This window comes from Paenibacillus sp. FSL K6-1096, from assembly GCF_037977055.1.
In the GTDB taxonomy this organism is placed as follows: domain Bacteria; phylum Bacillota; class Bacilli; order Paenibacillales; family Paenibacillaceae; genus Paenibacillus_AQ.
In genome coordinates, this window is record NZ_CP150274.1 from 14501 (window position 1) to 31557 (window position 17057).

At 55.4% G+C, this 17057-nt stretch carries 9 protein-coding genes and 2 pseudogenes; 8 read left to right on the forward strand and 3 right to left on the reverse strand.

The window, feature by feature from the left end; all coding sequences use genetic code 11:
* The first annotated feature begins 129 nt into the window (after nucleotides 1-129).
* Nucleotides 130-3663: a glycosyl hydrolase 53 family protein gene (locus tag MHI24_RS00065; protein ID WP_340023513.1), complete on the forward strand. Its 3534-nt coding sequence runs from the start codon at nucleotides 130-132 to the stop codon at nucleotides 3661-3663.
* A 388-nt stretch (nucleotides 3664-4051) separates the two neighbouring features.
* Here the strand turns inward: MHI24_RS00065 and MHI24_RS00070 are convergent, their stop codons facing one another.
* A complete protein-coding gene (locus tag MHI24_RS00070) occupies nucleotides 4052-5014 on the reverse strand; it encodes an HTH domain-containing protein (protein WP_340023514.1) in 963 nt (320 codons plus the stop codon).
* A 97-nt stretch (nucleotides 5015-5111) separates the two neighbouring features.
* Here MHI24_RS00070 and MHI24_RS00075 point away from each other — a divergent pair, with 97 nt between their 5' ends.
* Nucleotides 5112-5597, forward strand: coding sequence for a GyrI-like domain-containing protein (locus MHI24_RS00075; RefSeq protein ID WP_340023515.1), 486 nt, complete (start codon nucleotides 5112-5114; stop codon nucleotides 5595-5597).
* 26 nt (nucleotides 5598-5623) lie between these two features.
* Nucleotides 5624-6088, forward strand: a complete 465-nt coding sequence (locus MHI24_RS00080; RefSeq protein ID WP_340023516.1) for a phage tail protein — start codon at nucleotides 5624-5626, stop codon at nucleotides 6086-6088.
* Between the two features lie 122 nt (nucleotides 6089-6210).
* Here MHI24_RS00080 and MHI24_RS00085 read toward each other — a convergent pair whose 3' ends face one another.
* Together MHI24_RS00085 and MHI24_RS00090 are read right to left on the reverse strand one after the other, a co-directional pair.
* On the reverse strand, nucleotides 6211-7461 hold the full coding sequence (locus MHI24_RS00085; protein ID WP_340023517.1) for an MFS transporter: 1251 nt from the start codon (nucleotides 7459-7461) through the stop codon (nucleotides 6211-6213).
* The gene (locus tag MHI24_RS00090; protein ID WP_340023518.1) at nucleotides 7458-8288 is read right to left on the reverse strand and encodes a helix-turn-helix domain-containing protein; all 831 of its coding nucleotides are present in this window, start codon (nucleotides 8286-8288) and stop codon (nucleotides 7458-7460) included. The genes MHI24_RS00085 and MHI24_RS00090 overlap by 4 nt, the downstream gene beginning before the upstream one ends.
* A gap of 235 nt (nucleotides 8289-8523) precedes the next feature.
* On the opposite strand from MHI24_RS00090, the gene MHI24_RS00095 reads away from it, so the two are divergent.
* From MHI24_RS00095 to MHI24_RS00115, 5 genes and pseudogenes are all read left to right on the forward strand, one after another.
* A complete protein-coding gene (locus tag MHI24_RS00095; protein WP_340023519.1) occupies nucleotides 8524-9135 on the forward strand; it encodes a lysozyme inhibitor LprI family protein in 612 nt (203 codons plus the stop codon).
* Nucleotides 9136-9670: 535 nt separating this feature from the next.
* Nucleotides 9671-11566 (forward strand): annotated as a pseudogene (locus MHI24_RS00100) (rhamnogalacturonan lyase); the annotation flags it as partial.
* A 537-nt stretch (nucleotides 11567-12103) separates the two neighbouring features.
* Nucleotides 12104-12589: pseudogene (locus tag MHI24_RS00105) on the forward strand (rhamnogalacturonan acetylesterase); the annotation flags it as partial.
* Nucleotides 12590-13632: 1043 nt separating this feature from the next.
* Nucleotides 13633-15327 carry a chitinase N-terminal domain-containing protein gene (locus MHI24_RS00110; protein ID WP_340023520.1) on the forward strand — a complete coding sequence of 565 codons (1695 nt, stop codon included), beginning with the start codon at nucleotides 13633-13635 and terminating at the stop codon, nucleotides 15325-15327.
* A 329-nt stretch (nucleotides 15328-15656) separates the two neighbouring features.
* Nucleotides 15657-16928 carry a BNR-4 repeat-containing protein gene (locus MHI24_RS00115; RefSeq protein WP_340023521.1) on the forward strand — a complete coding sequence of 424 codons (1272 nt, stop codon included), beginning with the start codon at nucleotides 15657-15659 and terminating at the stop codon, nucleotides 16926-16928.
* Nucleotides 16929-17057 lie beyond the last annotated feature (129 nt).

Consider the following 17057-nt stretch of genomic DNA (forward strand, 5'->3'; position numbering starts at 1 on the left):
TTACGTTCCTCATAGAGAATATTATACATTTTAATTGAATAAGTATAGGTTTTCGTTGCTTCGCTTAATTCAATCTGCCCTGCGTGGTCATCTATACTAACGAAGAGACTATATCAGGGAGGGATTAGTTTGAAAAAGCGATCAAAAATGCTTGCTATACTGCTTACAGCAACATTATTCTTGATGCCGTTTACAGCGCTGGGTGTACCGGCCAGGGCAGAAGCATCATCTGCGGCGAGCGCCTTCACCAAGGGCGCAGATGTCAGCTGGCTGCCCCAGATGGAGGCACAGGGCTACAAATTCTATAACGATCAGGGAGAGGAAGCGGAGCTGCTCCAGATCCTGAAAGACCACGGAATCGATTCGATCCGCCTGCGGGCCTTCGTCAATCCGTCAGATGATCCGATTAACGGGCATAACAGCACCGAAGAGCTGGTTCAGCTGGCCTCGCGTGTAAGCGCTCTCGGATTCCGGGTGATGGTCGATCTGCACTACAGTGATTCCTGGGCTGACCCCGGGAAGCAGGTCACTCCGGCCGCCTGGGAGAACGATAACCTGGAGCAGCTGAAGGCGCATGTCTCGGAGTACACCACAGAGGTGATGACTGCGCTGAAAACCGCAGGCGTAACGCCGGAGTGGGTGCAGATCGGCAACGAGATTAATAACGGGATGATGCATCCGCTGGGCAGCTACAGCAATACGGCGAATCTGGTGGAGTTGATCCAGGCAGGATCACATGCGGCTAAGGCGGTTTTTCCCGAGACCAAAATCATTATTCACAGAGCCAACGGGGCAGACACCGGCGTAGATCCGTTCTATGCAGGTCTGGTCGAAGCCGGGCTGAAGGACAGCGATTATGACATCATCGGGTTATCCTATTACCCGGATTCGATCTTCACTTCTTCGATTAATGAACTAACTTCTAACATGAATCTTCTGGCTGCAAAATACGGCAAAGAGGTTATGGTCGTTGAGGTTGGCGGCGATGTGAGCAAGAATGTAGATAATGTATACAACATGCTGGTGGCTGTGCAGAATGGCGTGAAGGCTGTGCCTGGCGGCCAGGGAACAGGCGTGTTTTATTGGGCACCCGAGGGAGTCTATTTCGGCTATGGGCTGTCTGCCTGGAACCCGGACGGAACTCCTTCCTTCGCGATGGATGCTTTCATTGACGGTGCTTCAGCAATCAACAGGGTGCCGGTTCAGTCGGTAAAAGTAGAAAAGCAGGCCGCGATCCTTGAAGTAGGCGGAACCGGCAGCGTGAAGGCAACGATCAGCCCGGGGAATGCTACCTATAAGGGGCTTACCTTCACCAGCTCCGACCCGGACATTGTCAAAGTAGATAAATATAAAGGAACGATCTCCGGGCTTGCCGCCGGAACTTCTACAGTCACAGCCGTTACGTATGACGGCGGTTTTACAGATTCAACCGAGATTACCGTCTCGCCAAGTACCAGCTTCATTCAAAATCCGGGCTTCGAGGACGGCCTGAATGGCTGGACCGTCAGCGGAGACAGCTCTGCGGTCAATGTGGAGTCGGATGCCCACTCCGGCTCGGCGGCCTTGCACTACTGGAGCTCAGAGGCTGCGGAGTTCCAAATCTCCCAGACAGTCACGGGACTAGAGAACGGTACCTATAAGTTATCCGCTTGGGTCTCGGGCGGCGGCGGGGAGGAGACGGCTGAGATTTTTGCGGGCCAACAGACTCAGCCGTTCGTCAATACAGGCTGGCAGCAGTGGAGTAATCCAACGATTGATAGCATTGAGGTTACAGATGGAACCCTGACCGTAGGCGCTAAGCTGAAATATGCGGGCGACAAGTGGGGGAATATCGATGATTTCAAGCTGGTCAAGCAAGCCGGAGCCGTCAGCACCGATAATCTCACGGTAAACGGCGCTAAGGCTGACTGGTATCTCAGCGGGACTAAGCCCGCTACCTTCGGAGACAGCAAAGCCTCGGGCGGCTTCGATTACGGAGATGACCAGCCGATAGATTTCACGATAACTCATGAACTTACCGGAATGGAGACGGGAACCTATACCCTCCAGGCCAAAATCTTCGGGGACAAGGGCGAGCCTTCCCCCGGTTCGGTGATGTATGTACTCTCCGAGGGTCAGACGTATTCGGTGCCGATCACGTACTCGGGCAGCGCCTGGCTGAAGCCGCGTACTCTGACGCTAAAGCATGTGCACATAGGGGAAGACGGCAAGGCTTCGCTAGGCTTCAAGGTGATCACGGACTCGGATAATCATTACGGTTATCTGCAGGAGGTGACCTTCGTACCAAGCAGCACGAATCCGCCTGAAACTCCCGGTGAACCAAGTGAACCTGCTGAGCCGAGTGAACCAAGCCAACCTGGCGAACCAAGTGAACCCAATCAACCTGGTGAACCTGGCGAACCTGTAACCCCTCCGGCAACGCAGCCGGTGACCAGTCCGGAAGAGAATCCGGTACCAAGTCCGGCGCCAAGTCCGACAGCGGTGCCGGGAACGGACTCCGGGTCTGGCTGGACAGGGCCGCAGGCGACAGCAAAAGCGTCTGCTACACCGCAAGCCACGCCGCAGCCGGGAATCTTAGTGGTGTCACAGCCAGAAGTGAATGTGCAGAACCAGATCGTGATTTCAATGGCCGACGGGCAGCAGGAAGTAAGAATTCTCGCTGACGCTACGGCGCTTAAGGGAATCGCTGCTTTGAAGGTAGAAGGCAAGACGGTGGTTGCAGAGATTCCGGGTAAGGTTGTTCAGCAGCTTCAAGCATTGGCCGGAACAGCAGCAAAAGGCAGTATGCTGTCTGTTGGATTGACACCATTGCCTGCGGAACAAAAGTCAGCCTGGACCCTTCAGGCTAATACCAAGAGCGAGGCTGAGCTGAGAATAGCCGGTGAAATGTTCAATCTCAGTCTGTCAGTTCTAAATGAGCAGGGCGTGAAAACTCCGCTGGCCTCCTTCACGGAGCCGGTCACACTTCGTCTGAAGTTACAGGAGAACAGCAATCCGAAGCTGGCCGGTGTGTACGCGGTCACAGACGAGGGTACGCATGAATATTTAGGCGGAGCCAGCGAACAGAACGTGATCACTGTAAAGGTTCCGCAATCCGGCAAGTATACTGTATTGGAGTATGACAAGACGTTTGCTGATGTGGGACAGGAGCATTGGGCCTATCCAGCAGTTCAGGAATTGGCTGCGAAGCATATTATCGCAGGCAACGGCGGCAGCAGCTTTGCGCCTAAACGGGAAGTGACCCGTGCCGAGTTCGTTGCGATGCTTGTCCGCGCATTAGGAATGAAGGCGGAGGGCGCAGGTTCGTTCGCTGACGTTGACAGCACCAAGTGGTATGCGGGCGAGGTCGCGGCTGCTTATGCAGCGGGAATCGTGAAGGGAGATGCTGCCGGCCGGTTCGCACCGGAAGCATTGGTCACGCGCCAAGAGATGGCGGCGCTGCTTGTGCGAGCCTACGGGCTGCGTACAGGAAGTCCGGCTCCGGCAGGCACATTAGCTGCTTATACCGATGCCGGAACCATTGGCGGCTGGGCGAAGGAGGCTGTAGGTGCCGCCAGTTCACTGGGCTTCTTCACCGGGACTCCGGACGGATTGTTCCAGCCCCAGGCCTATGCCACCCGCGCAGAGAGTGCGAAGGTATTGGCGGTGCTGATTAATCCGTAAACCGAGGATAATAGCATAAGCAACAGTAGAGTAGAGCAGCGATTCTCCCGGTTATGGGGGCGCTGCTCTTTTTACTGGCATGGGATAGAGCGGTTACGAAGGAGCCGGGCGGAATGTATGTGGAAAACCGAATACATTCGAGCGCGGGAAGGCGCATGGGCTCAATGTATGTGGAAAACAGCATACAATTGGCTCGCTGAAGGCGCATGGGGCGAATGTATGCGGAAAACAGCATACAATTGGCTTGCTGAAGGCGCCTGGGGCGAATGTATGCGGAAAACAGCATACAATGGGCTTGCGAAAGGCGTGCGGGCCAAATATATGTTGAATACAGCATACATTGGCAGAGGCGAAGGCACATAGAACGAGAGGGATCGCCGCGCACTCCCTAATCCTGAAACAGAACTACCCTAGCATGCAACTCCGCTCTTATTTCCTCCGGCATTTCCTTCACCTTAAGGTCATCGCCCAGGAACAACAGCCAGTTCGCGATTTCCTTCAGTTCATCGGGTCTGCCCACCTCAACATACATCCTCAGGATAGCGGTGGTCTGATAGGGATTGGTGTAGGACAGCGTGACCCTGAACGGATGGTATTTCCTGTATTGGGCAATGGCCCTGGGGCCAAGCTCCAGGACGAGGTTGTTCTGCACCTGCTGCTTGCTCAGCTTCTCCTGAATCTTTTTTACGCTTAGCCGCTTGGGGGCCGGACTATGGATGACATCGGTAAGCTGATCCACCGGGATGATCCGTTTCACGGAGGCGTCCAGGTCGAAGCCTTCGATGAGCCACAGGCTTTTCTCCTGATAGAGACGTAAAAGATACACAGAATAGGCTATATTCTTCTGTTCCTCCCGGCAGGTGATCAGCAGATAACGGTCCGCCAGCAGGAGCCGGATGAGCTTGTCCAGCATAGGATGGGGGAGATCGGACAGATCCAGCAGATCGGGATTGCCCGGGTGGGTGCCCTCGAACAGCAGAATCTGATTCAGAAGCACCAGCTCCTCCTGCTGATTCTCCGAGATGAGCGCCAGCAGTTTCTCCGTCAGAGACTGGCGGCTCCGCAGATAAGGAAGCTGGCCGTTTCTTGTCGCCATGAAGGCAATGAACAGCGCTTTGACCTCATTATCCGTGAACCGGACCACCGGCAGCACAGAGTTGCGCATTACAGAATACCCGCCATCCCGGCCCACCTCAGCGACCAGCGGCATCCCCAGCGCCTCGATTTCCCGGATATCCCGCAGGGCGGTCGAACGCGATATATTGAATTCCCGCATGATTTCCGTCAGCGTAAAATGGGCACGATTGTTAATGTACCGCATGATGATGTTGATCCGTTCTACTTTTTTCATCGCGGCTCCTAAACAGGTTCATTTATTGACACTATTTAAGGTTATCATATCCATAGCAGGTGAGAAACACAAATAGGAATAAAGGCGGGATATGACAATGGCACAATACAATATTACGGAGAAGGACAGCTTCACAGTGATCGGTCTGGGTGTTGATCTTAAAAGTGATTATACGGACTATGCAGGGATCTATAAGGAGAAGATGGATTTTTGGCAGGCAGTCAGTGAAGATGGCAGGCTCGATTTGTTAAAAGGGATTGCGGCGAATGATTATGTGTTTGTGGTGAACGAAGCGGTGAACGGCAAAATGATGCATTATGCCGGGGTGATGGCAGGTGCATCTGCACAGATTCCGCAGGAAGCCCGGGTGATCCAGTTCCCGAAAGGGAAATACCTCGTAGTGGCAGGGGAAGGGGAGACAACAGAGGAGTTGAGCAATACCTTGACGGGTCTGGCCTTCGGACAAGCCTTGCCGCAAGCAGAAGGGTACGCCTACGTGGGCGGGCCGAATACGGCTGTGGAGATGGGCCGGCGGGACGGCGCGCTGTACGGTGAAATGTGGATTCCTGTCGTCAGAAATTAAAGGAATGTATTGGAGGATAACTAACTATGGCATATGCAGTTGATTTCAAAGAGGTATCTCTGCAAGGTCTGGAGTCGTCGCCCGTTGCTGAGGCGCTGGCGGGTCTGCGTGCGAATGAGGCGCGGTATTTCATGAACAAATATAAGCACGAATTCACAGTTGTACCTGCCAGTGAGAGCCAGGAGGCGCTGGATTATGTGAATACGATACTGAGCAAGGAGCGGGATATTCATTTTGCCGCCAAGCCGCTGGAAACCTCGCAGTTTCAGGTGGAGAATATCCGGTTCACTTACGTTTTCTATGAGGATGGTCTTGCGCTTAACGTGATGTACACGGTGGATGATCCCAAGAAGCGGGCAGTCGGGTTCAAGCTTTCTGAGGGGATGGAGGTTCCCGCGGAGCTGGCGGACAAGTTCAAGTTCGCGCGGCAGAAGTCGAAGCTGGCTGGTACGATCCGGGGTTCGTTCTTTGTGATTAAGGGCGAGTACTAATAAAAATCCCCACAAAGTGAAGCTTAAGCTTCGGAGTCTATTCAGATACTTTGCGGGGGCCCCAAAACCATATACATTCTCTAACGCATAAGGGGCTGCCAGCTGGCAGCCCCTTATATCGTTCAAGTCTCCTCTGCCGTATACGTCTTCTGGGTGCGGAGCACCGGGAAGAACCGGTACATCCAGAGCACAGTAATGAGCAGCGTCCCCAGACCGCCGATCACGGTGGCCGGAACGGCTCCGACCAGCCCGGCCATCGTGCCGGACTCGAATTCGCCAAGCTGGTTCGAGGTGCCGATGAACAGCGAATTCACCGCGTTCACCCGGCCCTGCATCTCCTGCGGCGTGTTGACCTGTACCAGCGTGGAGCGGATGACGACACTGACGACATCCGAGCCGCCGATCAGAACGAGCGCGAACAGGGACAGCCAGAAGCTGTGGGAGATGCCGAACAGCATCGTGGCCAGGGCGAACACGACCAGTGAGGCGAACAGCATCCGGCCGATGGCGCGTTCTACCGAGTAGCGGGTCAGGATCAGCGAGACGATGATCGCGCCCACCGCCGGAGCGGAGCGCAGCAGGCCGAGACCGAGCGAGCCGGTCCTCAGAATATCCTCGGCGAAGATCGGCAGCAGTGCAGTCGCTCCGCCGAGCAGGACAGCGAACAGATCCAGAGAGATCGTGCCGAGGATAATCTTGCGGGCGAAGACAAACCGCAGGCCGCTGAGGAAGGTGTCCATGCTGACGGCGTCCAGCTTTTTGACGAAATGGACGGTCTTGACGAAGAAGACCAGGGTTGTGGAGATCAGCAGCGCGGTGAGCGAGGCGATATAGGCGGCGGCTGTGCCCCAGACGACGAGAACGCCTCCGAGGGACGGGCCGACGATCATCGCTGTCTGCATGGCCGACGCGGACCAGGCTGCCGCCTTCGGGAGCTGCTCCCGCTCCACAATGTCCGGCACCAGCGCCGCCGAGGCCGGACTCTCGAAGGTGCGGCAAGCGCCTAGAATGGCAGCGGCAGCCAGCAGATGAAGCGCGCTGAGCCAGCCTTCAATGCTGCCAAGGACGAGCAGCAGCACGACGAGGCTCTCTGTAAGCTGGCACAGGAACACAATAGTGCGGCGGTCATAGCGGTCTGCCGTCTGTCCGGCAGGCAAGGTCAGCAGCAGCATCGGGAGGAATTGGGCCAGCCCGACCAGTCCTAGCTGGTAGGCGCTGCCGGTCAAGGCATACATCTGCCAGCCGATCGCTACCGACAGCATCTGAAAGGCACTGGTGGAGAAAATCCGCGCAATCCATAAGCGCAGGAACGAGCGGTTATGCAGCACGGACTGGCGGGGAGCATTCATATTCGGTGTATTCTGTGTACTCAATGGGTGTCATCCTCCATGTGACCGGGTTCAGCTGCCGTCTCCGGCTTCCGCCCGCGCATCTCCGGGTGTTCCCGGCGGATCAGGTCATAATTTTGGCCGTATCGGGCCTCCAGCTCTGCAGCGAAGTCCTGCTCCACCCGCATCATCACGACATCGTGATAATAAGACGTCTGCAGCACATCCAGCACAGCCGGATGATTGCTCTCCAGCGCTGAAGCCTGCGAATGGCGAGTGAAGCTGCCCAGCAGTGAAATTTCCTTATCCAGCAGGAGCGAGAAGTTACGGGCCGCAGGCGGGCCTCCTGCCGGAACGCTATGCACGATGACGCGCGACAGCACGGTAGGGGTGTCACCGATCACCATCAGGTGGACGGCAATGCCCCGCTCTTCGGCGGCAAGCAGCGTGTCCTCTATCTTGTGCAGATCCTCTGCCCAGATATCCACCAGAATCTCCGCGCTGGCATTGGCGGCAAGCCGTCTTACTGCCAGCTCCACCTGCGCGTCTCCCTTCCAGTTACTGAAGAAGGGTGGTGCAGCAGGCAGGTGGGTCAGCTCGTTCTCCAGCAGACGGGCCGTGCGCTCGAATTCCGCCTGCAGCAGCTTAATGACCTGCCGGACCGGAATCGCGGCGAAGGTCACCGGCTCGCCTTCCACGGTCCGGCAGACTCCCTTGTCGACCAGACTGCGCAGCGCAGCGTATACATTGGAGCGGGACACAGACACCTGCTTGGCGACCTCATAGCCCGAGGAGGGCGGCTGGCCGTGCAGCGCCAGATAGCAGCGGGCTTCCAGATCGGATAAGCCGAGCTTGCGTAATGCTTCAATCATGGGTGAACCGCCTTTCTCTGAATGCGTAATGCTTCGTTGTATGTAGAAGTATTTCAAAATACTACTCCGATCACCAAGCACTGTCAAGCAGTATTTCCTGTCCGCCCGCGCCCGCGAGCCTTTCAAAAAAATGATTACATCCGGGTAAAATCAGGTAATAACTCTCAAGACGGCTGATGAACAGCCGGTATGCAAGAGAGTCTCGACTATAAAACCAATGACAGGGTGAGGAACTATGCGACAAGCAATTCTGACTACCATGCTCATCTCCAGTCTGTTAATGGCTGGCTGCGGCAATAACGAGGCGGCGAATGGCGGGGCGGCAGCTACAGCAGAGACCGGGCAAGAAGCGTCAGCAAGCCCGCAGGCTACACTGGAACCAACACCTGACGCTACAGCGGAGCCGGAAGCGGAAGCCACGGAGCAGGCTCCGGCAGAGACAGCAGCACCCGAAGCCACGGAGCAGGCCAGTGCGGCGGCGGGGGAACCCCTGCGGCAGACTTATTTTGACAAGCTGGATCAGATTGAAGTGGGCCTCAGCGATCTGGAGGCGTTGTCCGCCAGCGGTGTCATGACAGATATGAAGGAGGCTGCCTCCAAGGAGCATGAGCGCTGGGACAAGGCGCTGAATGAAATCTACCAGGCGCTCCAGAAGCAGCTCCCCGAGAGTGAGATGGCCGCACTGAAAGAGGAACAGCTAAGCTGGATCAAGGAACGCGATAAGGCGGCTGAGGAAGCGGCGGCCAAGTATAAAGGCGGAACGATGGAGGGGCTGGAGTACGCGGCGACACTGGCTTCAGTGACGAAGGACCGCTGCTATAAGCTGGTTGAGCTGTACATGAAATAAATAAACAGCGCAGCGATTCCCGTTTGGGGAGATCCGCTGCGCTGTTTGTTTGACCGATAGCGTGATTGCTGAATGGATAACTGTAGTCTGTACAACTAAAAACGGTGAAAAGGAAGGAAATCCTCTTCTAACTGTAGTCTGTACAACTAAATCTGCCCGAATGGCGTAGAACTCAGGGATAAGAGAAAATTTAATTGTAGGAAATGCAACTAAGCCGATAATATGTGTTACATCAGAGGATTTAGTTGTACGAAATGCAGGTAAGCCTGCTAATAAACACACTCCTAACCTAACGTATCCCTTATAATACCACATATTGGAATACCGATTACCCGTTATAAAAGTCGATTTTAAGTTGAAATCGCTTTTTTTTGAGCAGAATGAATCCCTGCTATTTGTTACGCTCCATATGAATGTTACCAGGAAAGGAGGAGGGAGCGCTCAAGCTCAAGCTGGAAGACAACGATGAGAGCATCTGCACAAGTGTCCCCTGATTTTCTAAATTGATTTTAGAATAAGAGGAGGAGTGACGTACATGGGTAGAAAAAAGAGGTCTGTTCAGAAATCATTGCTCACATTCTTATTATCCTGTCTGTTAGTCATACCGCTTGCCCTCCCGCCTGCACCGGTACATGCAGCAGCAACCGGGAATCTCCCCGCCCGTCAGGCGGAGTATCTCGGCCGTGGATTAGTGGCCGTCCTGACGGATGGCGGCGTGTTCCTAAGCTGGAGGTACTTGAATACGGATTCATATGAAATCGCTTACAATGTCTACAAAAACGGCATAAAGATCAACCCGGCTCCTATTGTCAACGCTACTAACTATGTGGATACGACGGGTGCAGACAGCTCGCAATACCAGATTTCTACGATTGTTGACGGAAAGGAGGAAATTCAGCCTGAGCGCGCAGCCGTGTGGCATAACGCCTATCTGCCGATACCGCTGGATAAGCCGGCCGATGGCCGGACTAAAGACGGAGGGACGTATTCCTATTATGCCGGGGATGCCTCGGTTGGCGATCTGGACGGGGACGGGGAATATGAGCTTGTGTTCTTGTGGAGCCCCAGTAATTCGAAGGATAATTCACAAGCCGGTTATACCGGGAATGTCTACATCGATGCGGTCAAAATGGACGGCACCAGGCTCTGGCGCATTGACCTTGGCGTGAACATCCGGGCCGGGGCGCACTATACGCAGCTGATGGTGTATGACCTGGACGGCAACGGCAAAGCCGAGGTCGTGGTCAAAACCGCAGACGGCACCAAAGACGGCCAAGGCACGGTCATCGGCGACGGCACCAAGGATTACCGCAATGACGGCGGATATATCCTGGACGGGCCGGAATATCTGACGCTGTTCGACGGTCAGACCGGCGCAGCGGTGTCCACCGTTGACTATGATCCGCCAAGAGGCAATGTCAGCTCGTGGGGAGACGGATACGGCAACCGTGTCGACCGTTTCCTGGCTGGAATCGCATACCTGGACGGTGTGAAGCCAAGCGTGGTCATGGCCCGGGGCTATTATACGAGAACAACGCTTACAGCCTACGACTACATTAACGGCGCATTGGTGAAGCGCTGGAACTTCGACACGAACGAAGCTGGCGCACAGTACGAAGCGCAAGGCAATCACAACCTTAGTGTGCTGGATGCCGACGGGGACGGCAGAGATGAGATCATGTACGGTGCGCTGGCGATTGATGATGACGGCACGCTGCTGTATAGCACCGGTCTCGGTCATGGAGATGCGATGCACGCCGGGAAGCTCGATCCGAACCGTGAGGGCTATCAGGTCTTCAGTGTGCATGAGCATAAGGATGCTGCCTACGGGCTGGAGATGCGCGATGCGGCTACAGGTGAGATCCTCTGGGGCCAATTCACCGGACAAGATACCGGTCGGGGAATGTCGGCGGATATCGATCCGCGCTATCCCGGATATGAGTCTTGGGCGTCCACGATTGTGAACGGGCAGATGGACCCGTTATCCCGCGGTTATGCGGCAGACGGGGAAGTGATCTATGAACAGAATGGAGTCCCGCGAAGCGCGAATTTCGCCATCTGGTGGGATGGGGATCTCCAGCGGGAGCTGTTCGACCACGACTGGAACAACACTACAGCGCAAGGTGTTCCGCTGATTTACAAGTGGGATTATCAGAATAAGCAGTTGAAAGAGATTTTTCGGGCGAATGGTACGCTGACCAACAATCATACCAAAGGCAATCCGGCCCTTCAGGCGGACCTCCTGGGCGATTGGCGCGAGGAGCTGCTGCTGCGCAGTGAAGACAGTACGGAGTACAGACTCTATACTACTACGATTCCTACGACCTACAGAATTCCAACCCTCATGCAAGACCCGGTGTACCGGCTGGGGATCGCCTGGCAGAATGTAGCGTATAACCAACCGCCGCACACCGGCTTCTATCTCGGGACGGAGGCCACCGCTTTTCCCAAAGCAAATCTGACACTGGCCGGTGCGCCGCAACCGCTGGAGCAGGCATACCACTTCGGATTCGGTACGCAGCCGCCAGCCGGAACAACCTCGGTACAGGCTACACCGTACACCGGGGGGACGGGATATGGTTTCGAGAGTATTAGCGGAATCACCTTGGGCGCGGGCCACGCTTCCCTGCCTGAGAACACCAAGTTTGCGGTGGACCTGCCGAATGCCAATTACAAGGTGACGCTTAAGCTGGGCAGTGACGCCAGAGACTCGAACGTAGGGGTCAAATCCGAATATGTGCAAAAGCTGGCCGTCACCCAAATAGCTGCCGGCGCTCCGCTGCTCTATTCCTATGACATTGCCGTGGTTGACGGGCAGTTAGAGTTTATTTTCTCCGGCACGGCTGCTGATGTGCAGGAGATTATCATTGAGCAGTACCCGCAGAAGACCGCGGGAAGCGGAACAACGATCTATATGGCCGGGGATTCGACGATGCAGTCCTACAGCGGGATGCAGGCTCCGCAGGAGGGCTGGGGCCAGCAATTCGGCAGATATTTCAGCAGCGGAGTAACCATACAAAATGATGCCATCGGCGGCCGGAGCAGCAAGTCGTTCATGGTGGACGGCCGTCTGGATGGTATTCTGCAGCAGATCAGGCCGGGCGATTACTTCTTCATCTCCTTCGGCCATAACGATGCCAGTGTCGGCATTCCTGACCGGTATGCCTCTCCGGCAGATTATGCAGCGTACTTGACCCGCTATGTGAACGGAGCCAAGCAGCGCGGGGCCAATCCGGTTCTGTTAACGCCGGTAGGACGCAGGGACTTCAATACGGTCACTCAGGAATTCAACGTAAGCTTTCCTGAGTATGTGAAGGCGGCGAAGGAAACGGCGGCTGAGCTGAACGTCCCGCTGATTGATCTGAGCCAGCTCAGCATTGCGGAGTATAACCGGATCGGCCTGGCCGCTACGGAGAAGCTTTTCCTCTATGCAAATCCGGGGGAGTATCCGAAGTACCCGAACGGGGTGAGCGATAATACCCATTTCAGCGCTTACGGTGCGCAAGTCATTGCCGGTCTGGTGGCGGGCGCAGTGAAGGACATGGGCCTCAGTATATCCCCGTTTGTGATTGATCCCGGGATTACCGAGCCGGAGCCAGAGCCGGAGGTGCAGCAGTACGAAGAGGATTTTGAGGGCGATCCGGCTGCCGCACAATATTCAATGGTGAATGCAACAGGTATTGCCGGAACTATGGCGGGCACGGTTACCGAAGAGAACGGGAACAAGGTATTGTCTGTGACGGGTTCAGGTTCAGGCAACCGCGCCAAGGTGTTCCGCTTGTTCGATGCGGTGGACGGCGACATCGTGGATGCCGATTTCAACTGGCATTCCGGCAATGTGGGCGCGGCTCCGTCGGAGGGGCATCTGAGTCTTCAGGATGCGAGTGAGAATATTATTTTCACTCTGTTCACTAAGACTGGAACGGCAAGCCCCAATACGAACATTCATTATTTCACCGGCCCGTATACACCTGACTATGGTACCGGAACCACTGCCATTCCAGGGGGCGGAACCGCTACAGATATTGCCAAGAATCAGTGGGTGAACGTGAAGCTAAAGATTGATTTTGCCGGGAAAAGTCTGGATCTCACCTTGACCAGTCTCGCTAACCCGAGTGTCACCCAGACGATCCGGGATATTCCGCTCAGTCCGGGGGTCTATGACAATAACGTCAGGGGCTTGCGGTTTCTGGGCACGCGAAAAGGAGGAGGCGGCACGCTGAACTGGACCGCCAAGATCGACAACGTGAAAATTGAGGGTACGAAGCTTCCGGTGGCGGCGGGTGATATGGCGGCGTTGATTGCGCTGCATCAGGAGCTGAAGGCGATGGAGCTGTCAGGCTACACGGAGGCTTCCGTAGCGGTGCTTCAAAGAGCTATGAATGCTGCCGAAGCACTGATCGGGACAGAAGCCACGCAGGCGCAGATCAATCATGCGGTGAATATGCTGACGGTTGCGCGCGATTCATTGACCAGCGAGGCGCGGGGGATATTAGCGTGTACGCCTTCGATTTTGGCTCCGGCAGCGCAGCAGAAGGCTATACGAAGGTGGATGCCAACCGCGCCTACGTGGAAGGGAACGGGTACGGCTTCGCCGACACTGCGCTGGTTCAGGACGAGAACCGGGCAACCGGCAATCCGTTAACGGAGGACTTCACCCGGGTGAACGGCACCTCTTTCTTGGTGGAGATGAAACCGGCGAATTACCGGGTGACGATGACCATTGGAGATGCGCAAGAAGCGACGCAGGCCGGGGCTACGGTGGAGCAAATGAACAAACTGCCGGTGGCCTCCATCCCCGCAGGGGAGTTCAAGGAAGTGGTCTATGATATTGCCCTGATTGACGGCATATTTGACTTCAGCTTCTCCGGCAGTACGCCGAAGATCAACGCGCTGAAGATTGAACGCCTGCCGGAGCAGGGAGCGGCAGATCAGCCGACCCTCTATCTGGCCAGCGATTCCACGGTGGCCAATTATGCGGAGAGCTACCGTCCGCAGGCGGGGTGGGGCGAGACGCTGGGAGGTTATTTTGACCCGTCGAAGATTGTCATTGATAACCGGGCGGTCGGCGGACTGAGCAGCAAAACCTTCCTCACCGGCGGATATCTGAACGATATTCTGCTTGGCATTCACGAAGGGGATTATCTGTTCATGCAGTGGTCGCATAATGACTCCACGCCGTCCCGGCCGGAACGGTATCTTACCCCGGAGCAGTTCAAGATGTATCTGAAGGATTACATTAACGGTGCTGTGCAGAGAGGGGCAGTTCCAGTACTGGTTACACCTGTGAACCGGCGGGATTTCAGCGGCGAGGTGCTGAACAAAAGCTTCCCGGCATACGTACAGGCGATGAAAGAAACGGCGCAGGAGACCGGCACGGCGCTGGTTGATCTGAATCAGGCGAGCTGGGAGTATTTTCAGGAGCTGGGCCCGGAGGGCACCAAGTCTATTTTCATGTGGACGGGGTCAACCGAGGACAACACCCATCTGCAGATGAACGGTGCGATTAAAGTATCGGAACTGGTAGCGGGGCTGGTGAAGCAGCTGAACCTTCCGCTGTCGGCCTGGGTCACTCTGGGAATACCGCTCGCGGACGGCGCTCCAGGGCTGCCGGAGCTATCGGATAATAACGGGCATGATACGGGGCTGCGGGACGGCGATTACACAATTACGATGAATATGTGGTGGGGGAATAATGGTACACGCTTCAAGCTCTTTGAGAACAGCGAATTGATTGAAGAAGGTGCTCTGACGGACCAATCACCATCCGCCCAGTCAGTACAGATTGATATTACAGGCAGACCTAACGGGACTTACGTCTATACGCTGGAGCTCAGCAATGGGCATGGAGCGGTGACAAGCGCACCTTTGACGGTAACGGTGACCGATGCCTCCCCGGGTCAGGCGGTATTATCCAATGATAACTGGGACGGGGATGGCAGCTATGCGGTTACGATGAATCTGTGGTGGGGGACGAATGCGGCGGAATACCAGTTGTACGAGAATGGCGTATTGGTCGATACCCAGACCCTAGAGGTGCACACCCCGGACGCCCAGTCCGCAGTCACAGTAATCTCCGGCAAAACCCCCGGAACCTATGAATATGAAGCCGTGCTGCTCAACGCGGCAGGCGAGTCGAGATCTGTGAAGATGACAGTAACAGTTGGGGGTGAGCGGCTGATTGAAAGTTGAATGATGTGTGAGTGTTAGTACAGTCATTGTTGGAAAAGCCCGGGGAACCGGGCTTTTTGGGCTGTGAGAGATACCTCCAGGGCTTGTTAAAAGCCCCCGGTTACAGCAATCTTGCAATAGTACAGTAACATTCCCCTTAACAGCGTGCTATTCTTGGGCCAGCAATACTTGCACCTAAGCGTACAGCAGCCAATATCACACGATTACCCAGCACCGAAAGACCAGTAAAGTTGCTCAAAAGGGAGGCGGGGCCGGAGAAGTTTGTATGCGTTTACATTATTGCCTGTTAAGTACTTATGTAAGGCCATAAGATGAAGGAGGCGTAATAGATGAAGCAAAGCAAACATTGGATGCTTACTCTGGTTATGGCGCTGCTGCTGACTGTAGTGCCTGCGGGGGCGGGGAGTGCGGCGGCTGTGCTGGAGGAGGTGCCGTTTCCGATGGATTCCAGCAATCAGGCAGGATGGTGGTCTCCTCTTGCCACTTATGGACTTGGCTATGAGTATGCCTATATGGCGTATAATGCACCGGGGTCGATCCCAGGCAAGCATACGGTAGCTATTGCAAGAAGAGATAACGACGGGATATGGAGCAAGCTTCCCCTCATGGATGGGACAACCCCGGCGGAATATCTGGACGATCTCGGGCATAACCAGCCTTCTGTGGCGAGAGACGGGAGCGGGCGGTTCCACGTTTTTGCTTCCATGCACAGCAATGCCTGGCGCTATTACCGTTCAGATACCGTAGGCGGGATTCCGCAGAACCACTCGGACGAGCTCCCCGCAGGCATGACGGTAACCTATCCGGTAGTGACGACTGCTCCGAATGGTGATTTGTATTTGCTGGTGCGCGTTGACAAAGACCCGGCGGGCAAAAGAGAGGCCGTTCTGTTCCGCTGGAACAACGATGACTCCGTATGGACTCAGGTCAAGACCATTGCGGCGCATCTGAACCGGTCTGTCTATCCGGATGACCTCGTTTTTGACGCAAATGGCGACTTGCATATCTTGTTCGAGTGGGCGTATTTCGCTGCCAGCCCGCTGCGCCATCAGCTGTCCTATCTGAAGTACAGCCCGTCCACGGGTGTATTCAGCAAAGCGGATGGAACTCCGGTTACAGCGCCAGTCTCCCTGACTACGGCGGATATTGTGCAGCCTATGGCTCCAAGTGAAGCCTATGTGCAAAGCGGCAGCGACCCCGGCGGTCCGGGCGTGCAGAGCGCCAAGATGACGCTTGATACTGCGGGCCGGCCGGTGATCGCTTACCGTTACCGGGAGGAGGGCAGCACCAGCTTTGCTGTGAAGCAGGCCACTTACGGTACAGGGGGCTGGAGCCTGCAGACCGTCTATAACGCTGCTCCCACCAATGCCGCGATTGATGTGACCTGGACCGGTACAACAGCCAGAATCTATTATGTTAAAAGCAGCGGAACTGACCGTGCATTCATGGCAGTGAATACCGGCGGAGGCTGGACCGAGAGCTCGCTTGCACCGGGTATTCCGGTTGAACGCCTGGCGGTAGACCGCAGTCCGAAGGGCATTGACATCTTGTATATGGTAGATGTAACGAACTTGAAGCTTTACTATGGGCGAAATAATTAGGCAGTACAGGTGAATCGCCGCCGTAAACATGTTATCTAACCCCAAAAAAGAACCCGGACATTCGCCCGGGTTCTTTCGTATTGCATCTATATGTACACGATGATATAATCAACTGCGACTATTTTTTGA